Below are 23000 nucleotides of genomic sequence, written 5' to 3'. Positions count from 1 at the left end.
ATGAAGGAAGTGTCAAACCATGAATGCAGAATCCGTTATGGCGGAGCTTGAAGGGCTAGGCAAGGAACGGCTCAAGAAAATGTACCTGTCCAATGGGGCGCGTGAACCGCTCTTTGGCGTGGCGACAGGCGCCATGAAGCCGATGGCCAAGAAAATTAAAATCAATCAGCCTCTGGCTGAGCAGCTTTATGCCACCGGGAACTACGACGCCATGTACTTTGCTGGCATCATTGCAGACCCTAAAGCCATGACGGCAGCGGATTATAATCGCTGGATGGATGCGGCCTATTTTTATATGCTGTCCGATTATGTGGTTGCCGTTACGTTGGCAGAGGCAGATATTGCGCAAGACGTTGCCGATCAATGGATCGCAAGCGGCGAAGAGCTCAGAATGTCGGCGGGGTGGAGCTGTTACTGCTGGCTGCTCGGCAGCAGACCGGATCGTGAGTTCCCGGAGAGCAAAATCTCGGCCATGCTCGAACTGGTGGAAAAAACCATTCACGAGTCTCCGGATCGAACGAAATCCGCAATGAATAATTTCATGTACACCGCAGCCATATCCTATTTGCCGCTTCATGATAAGGCGGTTGAGACCGCAAAAGCCGTAGGACCTGTAGAAATGAAGCGGGACAATAAGAGCAAGTTCCTGAACGCTACCGAAAATATTAGGAAAGAAGTCGAGAGAGGGAAACTAGGTTTTAAACGCAAGTATGTGAGATGTTAAACCATGTTTTTAATCGACAGATTTGATGGAAGACCTAAAGAAGGCGGTGTTTTGCTGCCTTCTTTTAAATATCCTTTTTCATATAGTAATGCGTATGCCGTCCGGCATTCTCGATCCGGCCATATACCTCATACCCCTGCTTGATGTAAAAATCCAAGGCTTGGAAGCTCAATGTATCCAATTTAACGAACTCGCATTGTTTCTCTTTCGCTATTTTTTCCACCTCGTTTAACAGCTTGGTGCCGTACCCTGATTTACGGAAAGGTTCGTCCACGAACAAGTAGTGGATTTCCAGCCAGTTCCAGCATATTTCACCCACAATTCCGCCTAAAATCTGACCGTCCGCATTCCTCAACAATAGGTTTACTTCCTGATAACGTCCCTTTAAGTCGTCTGGGAAGTGCATGAGATTATACTTAATCATTTGGTTCCTTACGTAATTTATGTCGGCGCTGTTTGATTCTGCAGTTTCATTAGTAAAATAAATTTGCATAAGGTTTGCTCCTTCTGGTATGCCACATCTGTGGTATGTGAGGATACGAAATCGGTTTATTCCTATCCTTCTCAAGATATCATAGCCTTTAGGTGGATCGGCGGTAAAAAATCTTTTTAAAAGAATGTACCCGTGAGGCAACGGGATGCCTATGCTATACTGTGGTTGTTATTTGATCCGTTTCATCTAAGGGAGGATTGTCCTTACATGTGTTGCATCGCATTCATACGTATTCGTTAATGAAGGTACAGAGCATCTAAATCCGTCCATTTTCATGTAAAAATGCGAAGGATTATTTGTGCTGTGCCTTTTTCATTACTATACGAATGAATGAGGTGCTTTTTTGTGTTTAAACATAATAAAAATAGTCGGAAAAAGTTGAAGAAACCGTCTAACTTTTCCGCTCAGCATTTATTAATCAGCAAACGGCTGATTCATGAGATGATCGATTTGGCCCGGATCCGATCCACCGACATCGTGCTCGATATCGGAGCGGGGACAGGGGCATTAACCTTTCCGCTGGCAGAGAAGGCGGCACAAGTGCTCGCGATCGAGACAGATCCGGCGTTTATTGATAAACTGTTCAGCAAGATAAAAGATGGCAGCAACATTCGCATTAAGCCGTCGGATTTCCTGGAGGTTCCTCTTCCGAAAAGTCCGTTTGCCGTCGTGGCGAATATTCCGTATTCGATCACCACAGCGATCATGGCGAAGCTGCTGGATCATCCCGGCGTGCCGCTGCAGCGAGCCGTGCTGCTTGTGGAGAAGGGGGCAGCCAAACGTTTTACAGCAGTTCCGGTTCAAGATCCGCGTATCTTAAGCTGGAGGATGCATTATGACATGCGGCTCGTGCGGACCGTATCGCCTCAACATTTTGCGCCGCCTCCCAAAGTGGATTCCGCTATTCTAGCCATCAACCGGAGGAAAAAGCCGCTCATTGCCACGCAGCATCAACCGAAGTTTAGAGCACTGGCAGCCTATGGATTGCGGGACCCGAGGCTGCCGTTATTCGCGTCTCTGGCGGGCGTGTTCACGCCTCCTCAGATTACGAAGCTGGTCCGAATGCTGGGGGTGGATCGGGAGCTCCCCATCGGGAGGCTGAACGAAGAGCAGTGGGGGACTGTATTCCATACGATGCTCCAGCATGTGCCGTCGAACCGTTGGCCCAAATTATCTGCTAGCTCTAAAGGGAAATTCAAAAAAAGAGAATAACATTCCATGGGGATATTGTCGTTTCTAATACGATCATTTATAAAATATTCGCAGAATTCGCTTGACCCTGACACTAGTGTCAGGGTTTACAATGAAATCGAATCGTTCATCCAGGAGGCGAAAAAGCATGAAAATCGGAGAACTTGCAGCCCGTACCGGCGTCAGCATCCGTTCGCTTCGATACTACGAACAGCAAGGATTGCTTATGCCGGTTCGCAACGAGAACGGGTACCGGGAGTATTCGATTCTCGCAGAAGAACAGGTGCGTACCATCCAGTTATATTTGAATCTGGGATTGTCCACCGAGCAGATCGCCGGTTTCCTGCATTGCGTCTTGAAAAATAAAGAGGCGTTCTGCGCGGAAGTGTTCCCGATTTTTCGTCAAAAAATTGCAGAGATCGATGCGCAAATCCACCAGCTGAACCATATCAAGATGAATCTGGAGGAACGCATGCAATCGATTCTGGAGGAACGAGAATCGGAAGAAGCGGAGGAATGCAAATGAGTTTACCACGAATAGATGCAGCCAGCTTTCAAGGCGCGATTAAACAGAATGGAGTCACGCTGGTTGAATTTGGAGCCAAATGGTGTCCGCCGTGCAAAGTGCTGCTTCCCATTCTGGAAGAGCTGAGCCAGGAAGAAGCGGGTCGCCTGGAGGTCTATCAGGTGGATTGTGACGAATCCCCGGAGCTTGCCGCTCAATTCGGTATTATGTCCATGCCGACGGTGATCGTGTTTCATAACGGAGAACCGGCAGACAAACTGATTGGACTTCGGCCTAAGAGTGTGTACCAAGCCGCGCTAGGCCGTTATGTATCATAGAATCGAATATGGATGATTAAGCGAAAACGCCTCTGTTGTTTAATGACACAGAGGCGTTTTCTATGGAGGTAGAAGGCATTATGCGCCGTGTATCGAATTCTTATACAGCAACCGTAATACGCTGCCGAAGGAGATACTTTCATGAGATCAAGAAGGAAAATCATATCTCTTCTGACTATCATCGTACTAAGCTGTCTTGCCATGAGCTTGGTAGACGCGGTGATCCGTCCGGATTATGCTGTTAAATCCGCCATCAAGATCATCCTTTTTCTGTCATTACCGATTGGTTACGCCATGATCGCCGGCGGGGTACCGTTTCGGAGGCTGTTCACCTTCGAGAGAAAAGGCCTTCTGATGTCCTTGCTGCTGGGATTCGGCGTATTCACGATCATACTCGGCGGATATTTTTTGTTGAGTCCTTTATTTGATTTCACCAACGTAACAGGAGCCTTACAGGAGAACTTGGGGGTAAACGCGGGCAATTTTGTGTTTGTAGCCCTTTACATATCGATTGCGAATTCACTGCTGGAGGAGTTCTTTTTCCGCGGTTTTGCTTTTTTCACACTGAAGGAGCAGGTCGGACGACGGTTTGCTTATCTATTCAGTGCAGGGGCCTTTGCCGTGTATCATATTGCGATGATGTCCAGTTGGTTCTCGGTAGGGCTATTCCTCTTGTTAATCGCCGGTCTGGTTGTCGCGGGCCTACTGTTTAACTGGTTGAATGAGCGCAGCGGCAATATTTACGCATCCTGGATGGTCCATATGTTTGCCAATCTTGCCATTAACACCATCGGATTTATGCTGTTTGGGATCATCTGATGATAGGATTTTTTTGCTGATAAGAGTATGCCGGCAAGGCGGCGGGAAATTTTAAGGAGGCGTTTTAACTGACAACAGAGATCTTTTTCTCAACTAACCCCATCGGTCATGTAACGGATGAGCAGCTTCAAACCATGCTGGACAGACACAATCTAGGGAACCTCATTTCTGCTGAGAAAACGTCTAAGGGAGTAGGAAATCAGACGTTGTTCATTCACTCGAGCAAAGGAAGCTATGTATTGAAGGGAAATCCCCTTTATGCAGGGCAGTTCGCTGAAGAGAAATTTTATACGGACTATTTGCACGAATATACATCACTGCCTTTATCGGCTCCGTATCTGTTGGATGAGTCCGGCGATATTTTCGGCTGGAGCTACGCGATCATGCCCTGTCTTCATGGCGTACATATGAATGATCCACGATGTAGAGCAAGGCTTGACGCAACGGATCGAATAGATATTGCCTCTTCAGCAGCCAGCATTTTAAATGAAATGCACGGCTGGATAGTGGATCAGTATGGCGAGCTTGATCCGCAAACACAAAAGATCCGCCCGTTTGAGGGATCTTATAAAGAGTGGCTCTACCATCGGATTCGGTACTGGTTGCAGGATGCCAAGCAATATTCCCAGATCACTCCAGCCGATACGGAATGGGTTGAAGAGGTGCTGCGTGCCTCGGCAGATGCGTTCGATAAGCATTGCTCCCCCACTTTTGTTATGGGGGATTTCAAGGCAGAGAATATGCTGGTAGCGTATGATACGGTTCGTCAGGAGTGGCGAATCAGCGGCATTTTTGATTTTACGACCGGATATTTTGGGGATGGAGTTGCGGATTTGCCCAAGATGGTGATTATGTATTGGGATTTCGAGGAACAGGAAGCAGCTAGGCATTTTGTACAGATGTACTTGCAGGGTTCTGCCATTAAGGAAGGCTTTGTTGATCGATTTAGAGTGCATATGCTCCATCAGCGTATATTGGATTGGGGATGTGCCAAAGCGATGGGTGCAGTTACGTGGGATCCGCAGCTTGCTTTTTCCGACTGGGCAAAAGATTATGTTTATGCCATGGACTACTTGAGATCGTGGATTGCATGATGCTTGTGGAATTCCGGATTGACCTTCACATGATGTGATGGTTTACAATGCGGTTAACCGAATGAAAAAGGAGCTGCTGCGTGTGCATATTAGTGAGTTGTCACGTAAAACGGGCGTAAGTTTGCGTTCCTTGCGTTATTACGAGGAGAAGGAACTATTGTCTCCGGACCGTCAGAATAATGGCTACCGTGAATATAGGGAGACGGATATCGAGCGGGTTCGGCTGATCCAGATGTACTTTAGCCTGGGATTGACGGTGAAGGAGATTATGAGTTTTTTCCAATGTGCGTTTGATGAGCAGCCCAAAATCGAATGTCTCCCGAATGCGATTGAGGTAGGTAAGCGGAAGCTGGATGATATCCAGCTGCAGATCGAGCTGCTGAAGCAGGCGGAAATCCATTTGCAGAAGAACATTAAGGCATGGGAAGCTATTTTGGACAAGGGGGATCGGCGTAATGAACAAGGTTGACGGACAGGTTGTGAAGCGAGTTGCTGTCGTGACGGGGGGCAACCGCGGAATTGGAAAAGAGATTGCAAGGCAGCTTGCTGCCAAAGGGCTTCAGGTGATCATTACATCCCGGGACGAAGGGAAGGGGAGGTTAGCTGTCCAGGAATTGCTTGCGGCCCGGCTCGATGTCAAGCTGCAGGTGGCGGATGTCCACGAAATCAACGATGTGGCACGGATGATGGAGCGAATACAGTCAGACTACGGCCGTCTCGACGTGTTGGTGAACAATGCCGGGGTTATTTTGGACCGAGGGGTTTCTGTGCTGGATGTAGAGGAGTCGGTCGTGCGCCAAACGCTGGAGACGAATTTTTTTGGTGCTTTGCGTATGACGCAGGCGGCGATCCCTTTGATGAAGAAGCATCATTACGGGCGTATCGTAAACATCTCTTCCGGTCTTGGCGCTTTCGAAATCATGCAGGATGGTTACGGTTTAAAAGGGTCATCCTCGGCTTACCGTATCTCCAAAACGATGCTGAATGCGTTAACCTGCCTCGTCTCGCAGGAGGTAGCCGGTGCCGGCATAAAGATAAACGCGGTTTGCCCTGGCCGGGTTCAGACCGATATGGGCGGTGAGGATGCTCCGTTAACCGTTGCCGAAGGGGCTGATACGGCTGTTTGGCTGGCGACGATGGAGGAGGATGGACCGAGCGGGGAGTATTTTCGAGAGCGGCAGCGAATCGCTTGGTGATGTGGTGGGGATTTTTGCTATGCAAGGGATGACGTCTATTGTTTGGTTTACCGATGGATGACGCTGCTAATGATTAGCAATATAAAATACTCTGAAAAAGACCCATTTCGAAGATGCTGATGTATAATAATCGGTATCAGGAGGTGCAGAGTATGAGTGGGATCAACATTTTTGGCCATCAGGCTTTGTTTGAACATGTCTACAAAAGTGCTCCAATTGGCATTGCCCTGGTTACGATAGAAGGAAATTGGATCAGCGTAAATCCTGCGGCTTGCAAAATGTTTGGCTTGACGGAAGAAGAATTGATGGCACAGCCGGCAACCGATTATATTTATTCTGATTGCATTAACAATAAAGATAAGCTGTTTCAATCCTTGGATGAGACGTCCTCAACCATTGCGGTGGAAAAACAATTCGTACATAGAGACGGCCGTGGCATATGGGCATCGATGCATGTTTCTCTGGTTCGTGACGAAAAGGATCAATCTCCTTTGTTTTTCATTTCGCAAATTGTTGATATTACCAACAGCAAGATTGCCGAGCAAAGGCTCCAGGAGAGCATTGAACGCTACACCTCGCTGAAGAAGTATAACCATGATGCGATCATTTCCTTCAATCTGGAGGGAAGGATCATTAATGGGAACCAGATGGCAGAGCAGCTGACCGGTTTTAAAATTCCGGAATTAATTGGAACCCGCATTTCAAATTTGATCGGTGAACGTCATCTTGCTCGTATACTTTCTCCTTTAGCGGATTATGTTGCTGTCGAGAAAGCTATAAACGTTATCCATCACAAAAATGGACACACGGTTGAAGTGCTCGCTACGCTTGCACCCATTGTCATTTATAACAAGAATGTGGGTTTTTACATTATTGCCAAGGATATGACAGAGCAGAAGAGGCTCATCATCGAGAAGGAAGCAGCCGAGAAGACAAATAAAGCCAAGAGCGAGTTTCTGGCGATGATGAGCCATGAGATCCGTACGCCGATGAATGGTGTTATCGGGATGACGGACTTGATACTTGAGACAGAGCTTGATGACGAGCAGCGGGACTATGTACAGATCATTAAGAAAAGCGGGACAACCCTTCTGAACATTATCAATGATATTTTGGACTTTTCAAAAATCGAATCGGGCAGAACGGAGCTGGTGAAGGAAACATTTAATCTAAGAACGGCTTTGTCCGAGACATTGAACCTGATTCTTCCGAAGGCGCTGGAGAAAAATATTGAGGTGACTACCTCTGTAGCTTCTGACGTGCCGAATCAAGTGTATGGGGATGTGACAAAGCTAAGGCAGATCTTAATGAATCTGCTTAATAATGCAATTAAATTTACGCCTAATGGCGCCGTCTCCATCTCTGTGCAGTGTGTCGAGGACCAGGGGAACTCGGCCCTTATCCAATTCTCCGTTATGGATACGGGCATTGGCGTGCCGAGTGAGAAGGTTGCGCAGTTATTTGAACCCTTTTATCAAGTGGACCACTATATGACCCGCCAGGTGGAAGGAACGGGACTGGGGCTGGCGATCTGCAAAAAACTCGTTCAGTTGATGGGCGGAGATATCTGGTACGAGAAGAACCAGAACCAACCGGGGTCAGTCTTTACGTTTACGGTTGATTTTTCGTTTAAGTCGAATGATGTCAATCAACAGGAAAATGGGGCCGTTCACGAGAATCACTCCTCAGGAAACGATCTGAAAATTTTGATTGCCGAGGATAATGAGGTGAATCAGTTAGTTCTCAAGAAAATGATTGAGAAGCTGGGATACCATTCGACCACCGTCCAGAATGGACTCGAGGCGGTTGAAGCCTTCGAGCGTTATTCGTATGACATCGTGTTCATGGACATTTCGATGCCCTTCATGGATGGAACAGAAGCGTTCCGGCTCATTAAAGAATCGGCATCATCCGAAAAACAGCCCTTTATCGTGGCCGTTACGGCCCATGCGATCAAGGGCGATCGCGAGAAATATTTAGGGATGGGCATGGATGAGTATGTAAGCAAGCCTGTCAGCATGAATGTGATCTCGGGCATTATCGATAAGTTTCTGGCTGAGCGAGATATGTCTCAAGCCTAAACAGATGAAAGCTCAGGTGATCTCACTTGAGCTTTTGTTCAATCTAATTATAGGAACCACATCGCATCCAGTTTGCAGTTGCTTATCTGCCGTCGCGTGTATGAGAGATGCAGCCGTAGTGAATGGAAAACGGCCTGCGGGAAGGTTCCCGACAGGCCGTTAATGTTATATAAGGTGTCCTAAGAGGCGTTACCGGTTACGCTGCTTCCGCTTTTCGTAAGATTGTAGGTGATGACCTCACCGCTCCAGAAATGGAACTTGAGGATCACTTCTCCGTCTCTGACCTCATTAAAAAAGGTAGGCTTGAGCTTGATTTCACCGGTCGAGTAGGATGGGGAGAACGTATATTCAAACTCTTTGAAGGAGGTCCAGTCCTGCGGTCCTGCATTGCCTCCCGTCGCGTATACCGCCTCCATCGTGGCTAGCTGATCTCCGTTGAATGTCGTTGGAATGCTGAACGAATCGGTTGTACCCTGCGTGTTGCGAAGCTCGGGCTTATCATGGAAGATGACCCTGAAATTCCAGTCCGCACCGCGGTTGAATTTGGCCGTCAATACAGCGTTCACGCCGAATTGGCCGGATGAAGTCAGTCTGGACAGCAGGCTGGATGTAAACGTAATCGCATTTCCGTTAAGCGTATAATCCTGCCCGGCAACTAGCAGCTGTCCGTTTGTGCGAACTTCGGTTAACGTGTGGCCGTTTAAGTTCAAAGGTATGCTCTTATTCTGGATGGCCGTTCCTTTTTTTACGAAGACCAGATCGGTGTCAGCCGTGGAAGAGCGACCGCTCCAACCCGCCTTCATGATGTTGTACAGCTCCGGATCGGACCAGGTAAAAGCGGTTCGCTTAAAGTGCTGGCCATTGTCCCATAGCATATGGGTAATGTTCTTCTCTTTGAGATAATAGGTTAGATATTCGAAGAACTTCAGCTTCTCTCCCTGCTCAATGACTCCCGTGCTCTGATCGAAGCCAAGAAGTCCATATTCACCCAGGATGACAGGAATCCCTCTGGCGATAAAGGTGTTATACACATTGTTGAATGTTTGATCGATATCGTTCCGGGTATCCGTCTCAAAACGGGTATAACCCGCGATGTTCACACTGAACGGCCAAAATCCGTAATAATGGACCGTCGCAATGAGATTGGAGTCATTCAGCTTCGTCATGGTGTTATATAGTTCGTTCATTCTCTCCTGGGTTGGAGAGGCCTCCAGGGTAGATAGCACAAGCGGCCGGGTTGCGTTGCGTGCTCCAGAGCCGCGGACGATCTGATGGAATGAAACATGAAGTTCATCCAGCATCTGAAATGCTTTCTTCTCATCGGTGGTCCCGCCATCCGAGAAACGAGGTTCATTGACGCTTTCAAACATCAGTTTGCTGGAATGGTTCCGGAAGCGATGGGCAACTTGAGTCCACACGGCGTTGTACTTGGCAACGACCTCATTGCGATTGTTCTCCATATGGCTGATCCATAGCCAAGAATCGTGATGGACATTGATCATGACATACAGATCGGCTTTAAGCGCCCAATCGACAACCTCCTGTACCCGGTCCATGTAAGCGGCGTCGATGGTATAGTTCGGCCCGCTGCCGATATGATTGTTCCAGGTTACCGGAATGCGGATGCTCTTATATCCTTGTGCCGCGATTTGGTTGATCAAAGCTTTGGTGATGCGCGGATTCCCCCATGCTGTTTCGTCTGCCCCCACGGCGTCCAGCGAATTGCCAAGGTTCCAGCCGGGCTGCATATCATGGACGTAGGCTTGGGGATTTTTCTTTGGAGATCTTGAATGTTCGTTTTTCGCAGCGGATGCAAAGGATGGGAATAGTGAAAGGACCAGAACAGCGATAAGTGCCAAGGAACATAGGGATTTCTTATTCAGGTTTATCATTAGCAGCTCCTTTTGTAATGAAAGTTGTAAATCGATGTTTTAACTAGAGTGACTTCGTGTGAGGTATCTGTCGGGTTTTGAGGTTTTAGTTGTCGCGAAAGGATTTAGAGCAGGCGTTCACCTCCAAGGGTATATTGAAAGCGCTTCCCAATTTATAAATTATCATATTTTCCCATTTGGAAGTACCCGGACAATTTGTCACAAAATCATGTGAAAATTAGTTATAAGATGCAGGTAGTTTTGGAGAGGGCTTGATGGGTGGAAAGGGATAAAAAAAGAGCTGACCCTCATGGTCAAGTTTGACATGAGGGTCAGCTCTTTATGTTAGAGAAGGTTGGTATTCTACCTTCGACTAAGTTTTTTTAACTAATACAAGTGTTTTGGATGCTTCGGATAAAGGTGTTGCGGATGGAGCACTCGAAGCGATTTTCTTGTCTTTGGACAGTACGGACAGGACATAAACGGCATATTCCGTATTGTCTTTAATGTCTTTACCGAAGGCATCTTTGGCAGGGATTTCAATCAGAGCCGAGATATCTTTGCCATCGGGTTTTATGGTTACATTGGTATTGACTTTGGCATCCGCTTCCGTCGCTGTCTTCAGATCGAAGGCCTTAATGCTATTTTTCTCTACAAACAACAGGCGGTATGCCGTAATGCTGCGTTCATCGATCGCCTTCTTGAAATCGACTTGAAGCTTCCCGCTTGCATCCAACTTGGCTGTAACGCCCGTTGCTCGGGTCGGATTCGGGATTTCGAACTCCGAAGAAGAATTGGAGATGTTGTTGTTGGTAGAAACGGTGCCATCAGCTACAGCAAGGATGTAAACTCTATATTTAGTACCAGTTACGATAGCTGCACCGTTGACGTCCGCTAAACCGGCGGACATTTTGTGCTCGATTCTGTTAGGAGATGGATCTACCTTCGTATACAAATGTTCCTTGGTGATTTTGTTGGCATCGTCTAATCCAAAACTCTGGTTAGCCGGTACAACCATGATTCGGTATTCTTTAACACTTCCTGATGAAGGATTGAATTTGACAACAATGTCACTGCTGTTCCCGTTGGTGCTTTCAATCCCGGCATACACATCCGAAGGAACCGTTACAGCGGTACCCGTAAGCTTAATCGGCGCAGATGGTGCCGACAGGGCATTGCTTATTGAACCATTGTTGCTTACGGACAATACAAATACTTGATAATCCACCAAATTGCGAATTGGCTCATTGTTAACATCTCTTGTTGTAGGTCTCAGAACATCCTCAAAATTGGAACCGATCGGTACTCTGTCGAAGTAAGGTACATTTTTAGCTTGCGCTTCAGTAAAGCTGCCAGCGTTTGCTTGCTTCACGACCATGATTCGGTATTCCTTGATGTTGGATTCATTCGCAGCCTTGGTAAACGATACTTTCAAGTCGCTTGCGTTATTGTTGTCGCCATTATCAGCTGCTGTAACGTTTGTTACTGCTGCTACCTGGGTCACGCCTTGAATCGTCACGGCATTAGAGACCGATGAAAGAGCATTGCTGTAATTCGAATAGCTGTTGCCTCTAGATAAGACGTACACGCGGTAGCTTGAACCTCTTTGAATGAGATCCCCGTCGGAATCCTTGGTCGTGCTAGTCAAATCCCGAGTGATGGTGCCACCGGTTTTGTTAACCGTGGTGTAATTCCCGTTGTTGTAAGCTTGCGACACGTTCAGGCTTTGGTTTGACTTCACAACGAGAATCCGGTAATGATCGATGTAGCTTTCGCCATAAGCGGGACTGAAGGCGACTCTCAGATCACTTCCGTTTCCGTTGTTGCCGTTCAGTGTCAACGTTGGCGTAGAAACAGGGTTTACATTCTGATTGTTGTGTCCAAGCGTAATCGATGAGTAATTGGATAATGCATTGTTATTACTCGAATATCCTACGGACAGGACATATACGCGATAGCTGATACCATTGCGAATCAGCTCCCCATCGATATCTCGGCTGCTGGAATTCAGGGTTTGAGTAATGTAGTTGCTGCTGTTGTTTTTATTGATTTGAGTGTAATAATAGCTGTTGTTTAAGTTAGTGGCTCTATACAGATCAAAATAACTATCAGATGATTTTACAACGAATACCTGGTAGTAGTTGATGTTCGAACGATCGGACGGCTGGTTGAATGATACCTGCAGATCACGTCCGTCATTGTAGTTGTTCACGTCGGTGACAGACAGGCTGGTAACCGCGCCCACATTGTAGCTGGAACTCAAGATGATGGAGCTTGATGGAGCGGACAGCACGTTGTTATTGAGGTTATTGTTGTCCACGGCCATGACGAATACGCGATAGTACACGCCGCTACGAATCGTTGCTCCATCCACATCTCTGGCACCCGATGCCAGCGTCAAATTGTTGATGTTATTGCCGGTTTTGTTGACATGAGTATAGTAGTTGTAGCTGGAGGCCGTATTCGCTTTACTTAAGTTGAAGCTGTTATAATTGCTGTCCTTTACGACAAACACGCGATAAGAGTGAATGTTGGATTCGTTGGATACCTTGTTGAAGCTTACGCGAAGATCGCGGCCATCACCATAATCGGCGATATCCGTCACCTGCGTAATGAAAGGAACCGTTGAATTGCCCGTGCTGAGGGTGATGGAAGACGAACCTGAAGACAGGTTGCTTGCAAGCACGTTCTCATTGCTGCTCACAGACTGGACGAACACGGTGTAAGCAACTCCGCTGCGGATAAGCTCCCCTGACGTATCACGAGCCGAAGAACTTAGCGTCGTGGACAGTGTTGTATTCGTCGTGCTGGTTTTGCTTACCGTCGTGTAATTTTGGCTTTGAACGGATTTGGCAGCCGCCAGATTAAACTTGGCAGCATCCTTCGTTTTTACCGCAAACACGCGATAGTTGGTTACATTGCTCTCATTCTGGGCACGCGTGAAGCTGACCTGCAGATCACGGCCATCGCCATAGTCGCTCACATCGCTTGCCTTCACGTTGGTTGCCCCGTTTACTGAATTGGTGTTGGTCAGCGTCAATGACGGCGAAGCCGAGGAAAGGGCATATGTGCCGCCTGTTTTGCTGACTGCCAATACGTAGGCTTTATAAGCCTGGTTATCGCGGATAAGATCATTATCCACATCCCTTGAGCCCGACGTGAGGGTCAGCGTCGGATCCGAGCCGGACGGGTACACCGTTGTGTAAGCTGCCGAGGACACGCGCTGTGCCTCAGATTGGTTTAACGTTTTGGACTGCTTTACAATCATCACCCGGTAATGCGAAATTAAAGACTCGGTGGATGATTTGGAGAAGCTCACCTGCAGATCGCGGCCGTCGCCGGCATTGCCAATGTCCCGAAGAGTCACATAATTCACAGGCACGATACCGGTATTATTTCCGCCGCCTGAATTGTTCGTTGTTTTGACGGTGACCGTTTTCGTTTTGGAATTCCAGCCGATTTTTTGGCCGAGGGCTTCACTTACGAAGCGTACCGGTACCATGGTATTGCCTTTTAAGTTTTTCGCCGGAACATCCAGCGCTACCGTCTTGTTATTGATGGTGGCCGTCTTGGAGTTGATTTTTAGAATGACGGTTGTGCCATCCTTGGTCGCTGTGACGGTTTTCGTTTTTTGATTCCATTTGACCGATGCATCCAAGGCTTCGAAGATGGATCTCATCGGAAGCATGACGCGTCCTTGGATCATGACAGGCGCTTGAGGCGTATACAGCTTGACGCCGTCAATCAAGACGCTGATGTTCACTGCCGCCTGTACCTGCGATTGGAATGTCATGGGGATTAACAGTATAGCTGCTAGCAAGGCAGTCCATATTCTTTTCACACACTCAACCTCCTGAAATTTAGCTTTGTTATTATTTTCCTCTACAATATGACGCATTGGCCTGGAATAAAGTTTCAACTATAACATCGGCAATCCGAAAATATTTTTTAGTACCTGGTCATAAAAAAGAAAGAAACAGCGTGTTTCTGCCGTTTCTCCCCTGCTGATGTTGATCAATATTGTTTAATTGTATCGGTGCCGCCCTGGATCGACCGGGTCACTGCATCATATATATTCGGCGGGTGCTCGGCGATCCGGTGGCACAGGTACAGAAACCATTCCTCACCGTAAGTCAGATAAATCCGAATAGGGAAGCCGTCATCTTTCATTTGTCTGGAAAGGTTCGGGCGTATGCCATACAGCATCTCAAGCTCGACGGCGGATACGCGATACGTTTCGTTGCTTGTGATATGCCGAAGGATCGTTTCATCATGGGTGGCGACCGATACGGGCCTGCCTGCTTGAATGCATAAATCGACCAGTTGAATATACCTTGAAGTCAGCATCTCGGAACGGGGAATATAGTGCCCCTCTAGTTCCTGATAAGCGCCTTTCACGATGCGGATCGTGCCGGGGCTGTCGGAAAGAATTCTTTCGAGATCTTCCATCGTTCTCGGGAGCTGCGCTTGCAAAGTAATACCGACATTCGTGAATTGGGCCGAGATTTTTCTGTGCAGTTTAAGGATGGCATCCGTTTTGGCGGATTCCTCCATGCTGATGACCAGCTCCAATCCGGCTTCCTCGGCTTGGCCAGCCAGTCCGAGAAGATGCCGGTATGCCAAATCCTCGTCTACCGATAATCCGATATGGGACAGGTCGAGTGATATTCGGGTTCCCGGCCTGTCTTTGGCACAGGCCTTAATTAACCGGGAGAACTCCAGGAAAGCCTGCGTGCATTCCGCTTCGGTCAGCGTGTTCTCCCCGATATATTCCAGCGAAGTGCGATAACCTTTGGCGTCCAGAGCATCCCGACATGACAAACCTTGTTCCAGCACATCGCCCGTGACAAAACGCTCTGCTGCACGCAGCAGGATCGGATACCATTCGGCGGATTGCTGGACGTACTGTTTAAGTTGCAGATTACGGGCGACTGACTTCAAAGCGTCGGCAAAAGCCAGTTCCGTTAATGAATCGTTCAAGTTAAACACCTCGTTTGATTAAGATCTCCTGTGATTCTATCAACGTATAGGCGAGAGGGTCTTGTATAAAATTGCGGTTTGTTTAAGATGTCGCTGCTTTTGCATACCGAAGTGGCGTTGTCCCTACGCAACCGGCAAAAGCTCTCGTGAAATGGCTCTGATCGTAAAACCCGGTCTCCACAGCAACGTCGGCTATGGCTTTTCCTTGAAGTAACTGCTCTTTGGCGTAATTGATGCGCAGTAAATTCTGATAAGCGTGGGGAGCTAGATGATAGGATTCTGTAAACATCCGAATCAGGTGGAATTTGCTGACTCCGGAGATGCCTTGCAGAATATCAAGTGTAATGCGATCTTTGTAATGATGATCCAGATACTGCTTCACTCGCAGAATAGCCGGGGATTGATGAACGCTGCCGCTAGACGCCAAAGCGGCTTCCTCTTGAAGGAGACCCGTCTCCCGCATTAATGTCATAAGCACGGACTCCACTTCGAGGGGAGTGGCATTTTGCTGAAGCAGTGTCCTGCAGGAATGAATCAGATGCCGGGATCGTTCGTTTTGATATTTCGGATGCAGGATGGGCATATGGGCTTGATGGAAATTGGATTTATAGTCCGAAGAGGTTTGACCGAGCCACCGGGGATGGACAAACATCATAGTGTACTTCCAGTTTGCAGGATTCTCGGGATGACAGGCATGAGGCAGCAGCGGCGGAAAATGCACAATATGCCCCTGGGCAGCCTCAAACCGTTTCCCGGCCGACCATACGCGGGTGGCTCCCTTTTCAATGAGGCCAATGGAAATTTCTTCGTGAAAATGCTTCTTATAAGAAAGATTGTCTAACGTATCGCATTCTTTGATTTCGAGAAACGGCAGGTCAGAATCACGCAAAAAAGTGATATCGGGCATTTCCGTCATTCCTTTCCTTCAAACATCAATAGATTCATTATAAGGAAGGCGTTATGTTTGTTCAAAGATCGCGTCCATATTTGTATATAACTTTACAGAAATATAACTATAAAGTAATATAATAAACATGTTGAACGATAACCTTTTTGAAGTGTTGGCAGAACCGAACCGGAGGACAATATTGGACTACCTGCGCGTGAAAGAGTGCACGGTGGGCGAGATTGTAGATCTCATACAGCTTAGCCAACCAGGCGTATCCAAGCATTTGCGCATTTTGCGGGAAGCCGGTCTTGTCTCGGTGCGGAAAGAGGCACAATGGCATGTGTACAGTCTGAATGCCAAGCCTCTGGAGGAAATCCACCACTGGCTGGAGCCTTACCGGCAGTTCTGGACGAATAAGCTGGATGATCTGGAGAGGCTGCTGGATGAGGATGAATCTCCTTAAACATCCTAATGTAGTTTGATTGGAAGATCCATTTTTGAATAAAACATTCCTAAGGAGGATGAAAAATGCTGGCAGTAGTACAGCAAGACGAGTTCGGAACAACCGTCCGATTTGAACGCCGCCTGAAGCATTCGGTTGAGAAGGTGTGGTCCTATCTGACGGATAATGACAAGCTCACACAGTGGTTCTCGGAGCTGAAGGTGGAAGATTTGCGCCAAGGCGGAAGAATTACATTTGACATGCAGGATGGAACGTTTGAAGAATTTGAAATTACAGATTATCGGGAGTTATCGGTACTAGAGTATACGTGGGGAGAGGACCGGGTGCGTTTTGAGCTGCATCCCGAGGCTGGAGGATGCCGTCTGGTACTAATCGAGTCGATAACGAAAATTACGGATCATACACCGAAGGATATTGCCGGTTGGGACGTATGTCTGGACGTCATTGAAGCACTGCTGGATGGCAGGACGCTTGAATCGCGCAAAGACGCCTGGTCCGAAAAATACGAGCAATACGTTCAAGCATTTAAACAATTGCCGCGTGCATAACAATCTGCTCCGACCCAGCATGTAAACATCGGGGTCGGAGCTTTTTTATTGGAAGATGGATGAATTGCATCTATAATCGGGTTAGGGATATATTCCCATATGGAAACCGCTGGGGTGGAGGGGTTAAAATGCCGGATTACACGGTACACATCTTGCAGCTTAGAGAAGATAACTATCATAACGGGCTTAAGCTGGGTCGCCGTCTGCGAAATCAACCGATATTAAAAGCGTTCGAAGCGGTCACCAAGCCGGAGATCGACACGGAACAACTGAAGAGCATTTATAACGAGTTTGCCCCGCAGCTGTTGTCGGAGCTTGAAGGGCTGGCGGAAGGCTTGGAAATGCCGTTTTCCAAAGCCGCGGCGCTTCTCGGCGGATATGACGTCCCGAAAATCGCGGCCATGGGATGCTCGGCGATGATCACGACTTCGTATTACGTAAGAAATTACGACTTTACGCCTGCGTTTTACGATGGTTATTTTACAGTGGCTCAAGCCGATCAAGGCTTAGCGAGTGCAGGTTATAATTTGCAGGCAATAGGCAGGCATGATGGGGTGAATGAGCAAGGGCTTGCCGCCGGGCTGCATTTTGTCAGCTTTGACGGATACCAGGCGGGTCTGTCGCCTTGGGTCGGCGTTCGGATGGTATTGGAGTCATGCGGTACTGTGGAAGAAGCGTCTTATATGCTGCGCCATATTCCCCATGCGGCGTGTTATAACTTTTCAGTAGGGGATGCACGAGGGAACATGGCCGTTGTGGAAGCAAGTCCGGATCAAGTGATTACCCGTACGGGCGGGGAGGCGGCGATCGCCTGCGTTAACCATTATGAGGCTTTGACGGGCAAAAACAGACCATCCATCGAGCACTCCCTTCAGCGTAAACGTTATATCGATAGTTTGGATGCTGAACCGTTAACCCAAACCGAGGCTTTTGGTTTGTTTAAGGACCGAAAGTCCCCGTTATTTTTTACCGATTACGACGATTTGTTCGGAACGCTGCATACCTTTTCGTACGCCTTCGAAGAAGGAAGGGTCATGACATCGCTTGCTCAGGGGGGCGTGCTTGATTTTTCGTTCAGGGATTGGATCGAAGGCAAGGATCTTCAGGAGGCAACACTGACCGGGCATATCGATTGACAATAAATCTATCAGAGAAGCGCTTCTTCCCAGGCGAAGAAGTGCTTTTTGTGCTGCTCGGGCTATTTCAAATTTGGAACATTCTGTGACATTGCCATCGCGGGGGGTGGCTGCGTTTTCTTTGGCCGATTTGTTTGTGCTACACTGATTTTAAAGGATCATTTCATTGAATGAACGTCAGAAAACAAGGAGTCCAGCAACGGTAAAGACACAAATAAGAGGTATAGCACAGTCACGACAGATGCCGAAGTTTGTATCCAATCACGGTGAACGGCCCTCCGGCTTAATCGCCGGATATGCCCTCTTTTGGGTTACATTAGTTTACATAACGATTTAAGCCGATATTGCAACCATGAGTTGGGAGTGGGTACACATGGCTTTTGTGAGCATGAAGGATGAATATAAGCGCTACCGAATGGGAGAGACCACGATTGTAGCCAATGATGGAATCAACCTGGAGATTGAAAAAGGCGAGTTTGCGATCATTGTCGGTCCCAGCGGTGCAGGCAAATCCACGGTGCTGAATATATTGGGCGGCATGGATACGGCGGATGAGGGACAAGTACTCGTGGATGGAACCGATATTGCCAGGTTTAACAGCAAGGAGTTGACCGGCTATCGGCGCAATGACGTCGGATTTGTGTTTCAATTTTATAACCTGGTTCCCAATCTGACGACAAAAGAAAATGTGGAGCTGGCTTCGCAGATTTCTCCTCGAGCCCTGGACGCGGAGCAAGTATTGCGGGATGTCGGCCTGGGTAATCGTCTGAACAATTTTCCGGCACAGCTGTCCGGCGGAGAACAGCAGCGGGTAGCGATTGCCAGGGCACTCGCCAAGCAGCCGAAGCTGCTTCTCTGCGATGAACCCACGGGTGCGCTTGATTATCATACAGGGAAGCAGGTGCTTAAGCTGCTCCAAGACACTTGCCGCCATACCGGAACGACGGTTATCGTCATTACGCATAATTCTGCCCTGACGCCGATGGCGGATCGGGTCATCGAGATCAACAATGCCAAGGTCCGAAACATGGTTTTAAATCCGAACCCCGTTTCTGTAGACAACATCGAGTGGTAGGGAGACTCATATTATGAAGAAAAGAGCGTTGTGGACTGATATTTTCCGGGAAATATCGCGGACAAAAGCTCGGTTTCTGTCCATTTTTGCCATTATCATGCTCGGCGTCGGTTTTTTTGCGGGGATCAAAGCCACGGGTCCAGATATGCTGGACACAGCGGATCACTACTATAGCGATTTAAAGCTGATGGATCTTAAGGTTCAGTCCACCTTGGGTCTCGATCAAAGCGATATCGAGAAGCTGAAGTTGATTGCCGGAGTGGATAAGGTTCAACCTGGCTATAGCGCAGACGCATTTCTCGGTGACAGCGGGCGGATCGCAAAGGTCCTCTCCTATGACCCAGGAAATAATCTGAATCAATACGTGCTTACAGAAGGTCGAATGCCGGAGGCCGCAGGAGAGATCGTCATCGACGCGGGAGATCGGGGGAACGAATTTAAACTGGGGGATCAGATTACCTTTACCAATCCGGATGAGGAAGTCAATCTCAAGAAGACGTTTGACCACCTCACTTATACGGTTGTGGGAAGGGCGAAGAGTCCGCTGTTCATCAGCAGCATGAGCCGGGGAACGAGCGGCATCGGCAAGGGGACTGCGGATGTGTTCGCGGTTATACCGGAGCAGGACTTTAAACTATCTGTATATACGGAAGTCTACCTGACCTTCCAGGACACCGCTGAATCAGCTCCCTATACGCTTGAGTATGATGAGAAGATCAAACGGCACAAAGAAGCGCTAGAACTGGCACTAAAAACCATGCCGCAGGAGCGGCTGGCGGAGATTCGTGCCGAGGGGCAGATGAAGCTGAATGAGGCCTTGGACAAAATCAAGGATGCCAAGAAGCAGCTGACCGATGCGGAGCGGGAGTTAAAGGAAGCGAAGATCAAGCTGAATGAAGGAGAGCAATCCTACCGCGATGGCGTGAATAAACTTCAAACCGAGCTGGCACAGGGACAAGCCAAGCTGGATGCCGCGGCAAGAAAGCTTGCCCAAGGCAGAGCGGAGCTGAAGCGGAATCATCAGCAGTTGGAACAAGGACAGTCCCAGCTTAAGACAGGGCAAAGTCAACTGGATCAACAGAAATTGGAGCTCGCGCCAAAGCTGGCACAAGGGCAGCAATTGGCGAAGGCGCTACAGCAAATCTCCGGTTTAGATCCGAAAGACATACCGGAAGAACAGAGGCAAGAGCTGCTTTCAGCGGCTCAGGCAGCAGATCCGAAACTGGGAGCAGCCATTGCGGGTTACATGGAAGGAGCATTGGATGGCTCTGCTTTGCAAAAGGCTGCTTCTGCGTTCCGGAGCGGTTTGAACGAAGCTTCGCAACAGCTGGATCACGCTCAGCAGAAGCTGCATGCAAGCCGGGCACAACTAAAAGAAGGAGAGGCCAAGCTTCGGGAAGCCGAGCGACAGCTCGTACAGGGCGGAGCTTTGTTGAAGCAAGGAACGGAGGAGCTTGCTGCTGCTAAACAGGCAGGGGAAGCCAAGCTAGCGAATGCGAAAGCGGAGCTTAGCCAAGGACAGGAGAAATACCAGGAGGGTCTAAAGAAATTTAATGAAGAAAAAGCAAAGGCTGAGCGGGAAATCGCCGATGGCGAGAAGGAAGTGGCGGAGGGACAGAAGGAGCTGGATCAGCTCGAGCTGCCGAAAGTCTATGTGATGGACCGCAGCATCAATCCGGGCTATACCGAGTACAGCGATAATGCGGACCGCTTATCTTCCATTGCAACGGCATTCCCGGTTTTCTTTTTCCTGATCGCCGCCCTCGTCAGCCTGACAACGATGACTCGTATGGTTGAGGAGCAGCGGCTGCAGATCGGAACCTTGAAAGCACTTGGATACAGCAACCGGGATGTGATGAAAAAATTCCTGGTGTATTCGACGCTGGCAAGTGTTGCGGCCTCAGCAGCCGGACTGTCTATCGGCTTCACCTTGTTTCCCGCTATTATCTATGATGCTTACGGCGCTTTATACAATCTGCCGGATGTGAGAACGCGATTTTATCTCAGCTACAGCATCATCTCGATCATCGTGGCCGTGCTCTGTACGACCATGACCGCTTATGTGGCGACGCGGGTGGAACTTCGAAGCAACGCTTCGGTCCTGATGCGCCCCAGAGCCCCCAAGAACGGATCCCGCATATGGCTGGAACGAGTTCCTTGGGTGTGGAACCGGCTCGGCTTTATTGGAAAAGTTACCGCCCGTAATTTGTTCCGCTACAAGCAGCGGATGTTTATGACCGTTTGCGGTGTTGCCGGCTGCACGGCCCTGATTCTGACCGGTTTCGGTCTTAAGGATTCCATCGGGGATATCGCGCCGCTGCAATACGGAAAGATTATGCAGCATCAGGCGACCGTTGTATTTCAAGACGATAACGGCGATAGCGGCATGCTGGAGGATTATAACAAGCACATTGCGGACATGCCGGAGATTACGGGGATTTTGAATGTGACGCAAGCGGCGATGACCGCAACAGCTCCGGGGCTGAATACTCAGGATGTGAGTTTGTTCGTGCCGCAATCGCCAGAGGAGATCGATTCCTTTATCGTCCTGAAAACCCGTGTGCAGGAACAGACACTGTCACTGACGGATGACGGTGCGATCATTACCGAGAAGCTTGCCAAGCTGTTTGATCTCAAGATCGGCAGCACTTTCACCGTCCAGAACAGCGACAACGATTCCTATGAAATACGTGTAGCCGGGATAACGGAGAACTATGCTATGCACTACGTCTATATGACGCCGCTGTATTACGAAGAGATTTTTGATGGGAAGCCGGAAGTGAACAGTCAATTGCTGACGTATGACAACAACAATCACGATCCGGAGTGGGAGGACCAGCTTGGAGAAACGTTAACCGCAAGCCAGCGGGTGGCGATGGTCAGCTTCACGAGTGGAGTAAGCAATGCCTTCAGTGATACGATGGACAGTATGAACGTCGTGGTGGTTGTCCTGATTGTATCTGCAGCAGCGCTCGCGTTTGTCGTCCTGTACAATCTGACGAATATTAACGTATCCGAGCGGATACGGGAGCTGTCAACGATCAAGGTGCTTGGCTTCTATGATAAGGAAGTAACCATGTACATTTATCGCGAAAATATGATTCTGACCGTACTGGGGATCTTAGCGGGCAGTCTGGGAGGCGTGTTCCTGCACCGGTTCGTTCTCCTGACCGCGGAAGTGGACGCGATGATGTTCAGTCCCGCGATCCATGGAATCAGTTTCGGCTATGCAGCACTGCTGACGCTGTTGTTCTCGGCCATTGTGATGGCCTCCATGCATTACAAGCTAAAGCGGATTGATATGATTGAAGCGCTGAAATCGGTGGAATAGATATATGTTTCAACAAGAGAGCCCTATTCGAGAGGAGACAATCCTGAAGAATAGGCTCTTTTTTTCATCTCCTTTGCAAAGCTTCCTATACAAGCCAGAAGTTGCGTTTTGGAATGTGAATTACTGTGATTTTTTAATCAGTCGGTAAGTTCTAGGAGAAAATATATTATAATAGACATATCGAGCTCTTGTACGAACTAATATTGCTACTACATGAAGACCCGTGGGTAATTGATGTATGAACATGATAAAGGTCTTCAGCCTCG

Annotated in this window: 19 protein-coding genes; 14 read left to right on the top strand and 5 right to left on the bottom strand. The window is 48.4% G+C overall.

The features are described from left to right. Positions 1-19 precede the first annotated feature (19 nt). Positions 20-724 (top strand): DNA alkylation repair protein, encoded by a 705-nt coding sequence (locus AK95_RS30035; RefSeq protein ID WP_071223577.1) that lies wholly within the window; start codon positions 20-22, stop codon positions 722-724. A gap of 64 nt (positions 725-788) precedes the next feature. Here AK95_RS30035 and AK95_RS30030 read toward each other — a convergent pair whose 3' ends face one another. After that, positions 789-1217, bottom strand: a complete 429-nt coding sequence (locus tag AK95_RS30030; protein ID WP_071223576.1) for a GNAT family N-acetyltransferase — start codon at positions 1215-1217, stop codon at positions 789-791. Between the two features lie 345 nt (positions 1218-1562). Here AK95_RS30030 and erm point away from each other — a divergent pair, with 345 nt between their 5' ends. The 8 genes from erm to AK95_RS29990 all read left to right on the top strand — a co-directional run bounded on the left by erm (position 1563) and on the right by AK95_RS29990 (position 8441). Beyond that, a complete protein-coding gene (erm, locus tag AK95_RS30025) occupies positions 1563-2429 on the top strand; it encodes a 23S ribosomal RNA methyltransferase Erm (protein WP_083397763.1) in 867 nt (288 codons plus the stop codon). A 127-nt stretch (positions 2430-2556) separates the two neighbouring features. Continuing rightward, positions 2557-2934 carry a MerR family transcriptional regulator gene (locus AK95_RS30020; RefSeq protein WP_071223574.1) on the top strand — a complete coding sequence of 126 codons (378 nt, stop codon included), beginning with the start codon at positions 2557-2559 and terminating at the stop codon, positions 2932-2934. Continuing rightward, the gene (locus AK95_RS30015; RefSeq protein WP_071223573.1) at positions 2931-3251 is read left to right on the top strand and encodes a thioredoxin family protein; all 321 of its coding nucleotides are present in this window, start codon (positions 2931-2933) and stop codon (positions 3249-3251) included. Before AK95_RS30020 ends, AK95_RS30015 begins: the two co-directional genes overlap by 4 nt. Before the next feature lie 141 nt (positions 3252-3392). Further along, positions 3393-4070, top strand: coding sequence for a CPBP family intramembrane glutamic endopeptidase (locus AK95_RS30010; protein ID WP_071223572.1), 678 nt, complete (start codon positions 3393-3395; stop codon positions 4068-4070). A gap of 68 nt (positions 4071-4138) precedes the next feature. Next, positions 4139-5164, top strand: a complete 1026-nt coding sequence (locus AK95_RS30005) for a phosphotransferase family protein (RefSeq protein WP_071223571.1) — start codon at positions 4139-4141, stop codon at positions 5162-5164. A gap of 61 nt (positions 5165-5225) precedes the next feature. Continuing rightward, positions 5226-5633, top strand: coding sequence for a MerR family transcriptional regulator (locus tag AK95_RS30000; protein WP_083397762.1), 408 nt, complete (start codon positions 5226-5228; stop codon positions 5631-5633). Next, positions 5620-6360 (top strand): SDR family oxidoreductase, encoded by a 741-nt coding sequence (locus tag AK95_RS29995; protein WP_071223570.1) that lies wholly within the window; start codon positions 5620-5622, stop codon positions 6358-6360. Before AK95_RS30000 ends, AK95_RS29995 begins: the two co-directional genes overlap by 14 nt. 152 nt (positions 6361-6512) lie before the next feature. Continuing rightward, positions 6513-8441, top strand: coding sequence for a PAS domain S-box protein (locus AK95_RS29990; protein ID WP_071223569.1), 1929 nt, complete (start codon positions 6513-6515; stop codon positions 8439-8441). A gap of 179 nt (positions 8442-8620) precedes the next feature. Here AK95_RS29990 and AK95_RS29985 read toward each other — a convergent pair whose 3' ends face one another. The 4 genes from AK95_RS29985 to AK95_RS29970 all read right to left on the bottom strand — a co-directional run bounded on the left by AK95_RS29985 (position 8621) and on the right by AK95_RS29970 (position 16208). Beyond that, positions 8621-10333 (bottom strand): cellulase family glycosylhydrolase, encoded by a 1713-nt coding sequence (locus AK95_RS29985; protein WP_071223568.1) that lies wholly within the window; start codon positions 10331-10333, stop codon positions 8621-8623. Between the two features lie 352 nt (positions 10334-10685). Next, positions 10686-14153: a copper amine oxidase N-terminal domain-containing protein gene (locus AK95_RS29980; RefSeq protein ID WP_071223567.1), complete on the bottom strand. Its 3468-nt coding sequence runs from the start codon at positions 14151-14153 to the stop codon at positions 10686-10688. Between the two features lie 173 nt (positions 14154-14326). Beyond that, the gene (locus AK95_RS29975) at positions 14327-15301 is read right to left on the bottom strand and encodes a proline dehydrogenase family protein (protein WP_481855870.1); all 975 of its coding nucleotides are present in this window, start codon (positions 15299-15301) and stop codon (positions 14327-14329) included. Positions 15302-15374: 73 nt separating this feature from the next. Continuing rightward, entirely contained in the window at positions 15375-16208 is an 834-nt protein-coding gene (locus AK95_RS29970) for an AraC family transcriptional regulator (RefSeq protein ID WP_235613256.1), read from the bottom strand. 118 nt (positions 16209-16326) lie between these two features. Between AK95_RS29970 and AK95_RS29965 the strand changes: the two genes are divergently transcribed. The 5 genes from AK95_RS29965 (at position 16327) to AK95_RS29945 (ending at position 22734) form a co-directional block, all read left to right on the top strand. After that, positions 16327-16644: an ArsR/SmtB family transcription factor gene (locus AK95_RS29965; RefSeq protein ID WP_071223566.1), complete on the top strand. Its 318-nt coding sequence runs from the start codon at positions 16327-16329 to the stop codon at positions 16642-16644. Positions 16645-16709: 65 nt separating this feature from the next. Then, on the top strand, positions 16710-17192 hold the full coding sequence (locus AK95_RS29960) for an SRPBCC family protein (protein WP_071223565.1): 483 nt from the start codon (positions 16710-16712) through the stop codon (positions 17190-17192). A gap of 128 nt (positions 17193-17320) precedes the next feature. Then, positions 17321-18328, top strand: coding sequence for a C45 family autoproteolytic acyltransferase/hydrolase (locus AK95_RS29955; protein WP_071223564.1), 1008 nt, complete (start codon positions 17321-17323; stop codon positions 18326-18328). Between the two features lie 373 nt (positions 18329-18701). Then, positions 18702-19403, top strand: coding sequence for an ABC transporter ATP-binding protein (locus AK95_RS29950; RefSeq protein ID WP_071223563.1), 702 nt, complete (start codon positions 18702-18704; stop codon positions 19401-19403). A 13-nt stretch (positions 19404-19416) separates the two neighbouring features. Next, complete coding sequence (locus AK95_RS29945) at positions 19417-22734, top strand: ABC transporter permease (RefSeq protein WP_235613254.1); 3318 nt, start codon at positions 19417-19419, stop codon at positions 22732-22734. The last annotated feature ends 266 nt before the right edge of the window (positions 22735-23000 follow it).

Origin of the sequence: Paenibacillus sp. LC231, from assembly GCF_001860525.1 — a bacterium.
Classification (GTDB): Bacteria; Bacillota; Bacilli; order Paenibacillales; family Paenibacillaceae; genus Paenibacillus_AQ.
This window is presented reverse-complemented; position numbering and strand designations above follow the sequence as displayed.

Bases quoted from the DNA above. Each gene is read 5' to 3' on its own strand.
- AK95_RS30035 (WP_071223577.1), top strand. From the start codon at position 20: ATGAATGCAGAATCCGTTATGGCGGAGCTTGAAGGGCTAGGCAAGGAA.
- AK95_RS30030 (WP_071223576.1), bottom strand. From the start codon at position 1,217: ATGCAAATTTATTTTACTAATGAAACTGCAGAATCAAACAGCGCCGAC.
- AK95_RS30020 (WP_071223574.1), top strand. From the start codon at position 2,557: ATGAAAATCGGAGAACTTGCAGCCCGTACCGGCGTCAGCATCCGTTCG.
- AK95_RS30015 (WP_071223573.1), top strand. From the start codon at position 2,931: ATGAGTTTACCACGAATAGATGCAGCCAGCTTTCAAGGCGCGATTAAA.
- AK95_RS30010 (WP_071223572.1), top strand. From the start codon at position 3,393: ATGAGATCAAGAAGGAAAATCATATCTCTTCTGACTATCATCGTACTA.
- AK95_RS30000 (WP_083397762.1), top strand. From the start codon at position 5,226: ATGAAAAAGGAGCTGCTGCGTGTGCATATTAGTGAGTTGTCACGTAAA.
- AK95_RS29995 (WP_071223570.1), top strand. From the start codon at position 5,620: ATGAACAAGGTTGACGGACAGGTTGTGAAGCGAGTTGCTGTCGTGACG.
- AK95_RS29990 (WP_071223569.1), top strand. From the start codon at position 6,513: ATGAGTGGGATCAACATTTTTGGCCATCAGGCTTTGTTTGAACATGTC.
- AK95_RS29985 (WP_071223568.1), bottom strand. From the start codon at position 10,333: ATGATAAACCTGAATAAGAAATCCCTATGTTCCTTGGCACTTATCGCT.
- AK95_RS29970 (WP_235613256.1), bottom strand. From the start codon at position 16,208: ATGACGGAAATGCCCGATATCACTTTTTTGCGTGATTCTGACCTGCCG.
- AK95_RS29965 (WP_071223566.1), top strand. From the start codon at position 16,327: ATGTTGAACGATAACCTTTTTGAAGTGTTGGCAGAACCGAACCGGAGG.
- AK95_RS29960 (WP_071223565.1), top strand. From the start codon at position 16,710: ATGCTGGCAGTAGTACAGCAAGACGAGTTCGGAACAACCGTCCGATTT.
- AK95_RS29955 (WP_071223564.1), top strand. From the start codon at position 17,321: ATGCCGGATTACACGGTACACATCTTGCAGCTTAGAGAAGATAACTAT.
- AK95_RS29950 (WP_071223563.1), top strand. From the start codon at position 18,702: ATGGCTTTTGTGAGCATGAAGGATGAATATAAGCGCTACCGAATGGGA.
- AK95_RS29945 (WP_235613254.1), top strand. From the start codon at position 19,417: ATGAAGAAAAGAGCGTTGTGGACTGATATTTTCCGGGAAATATCGCGG.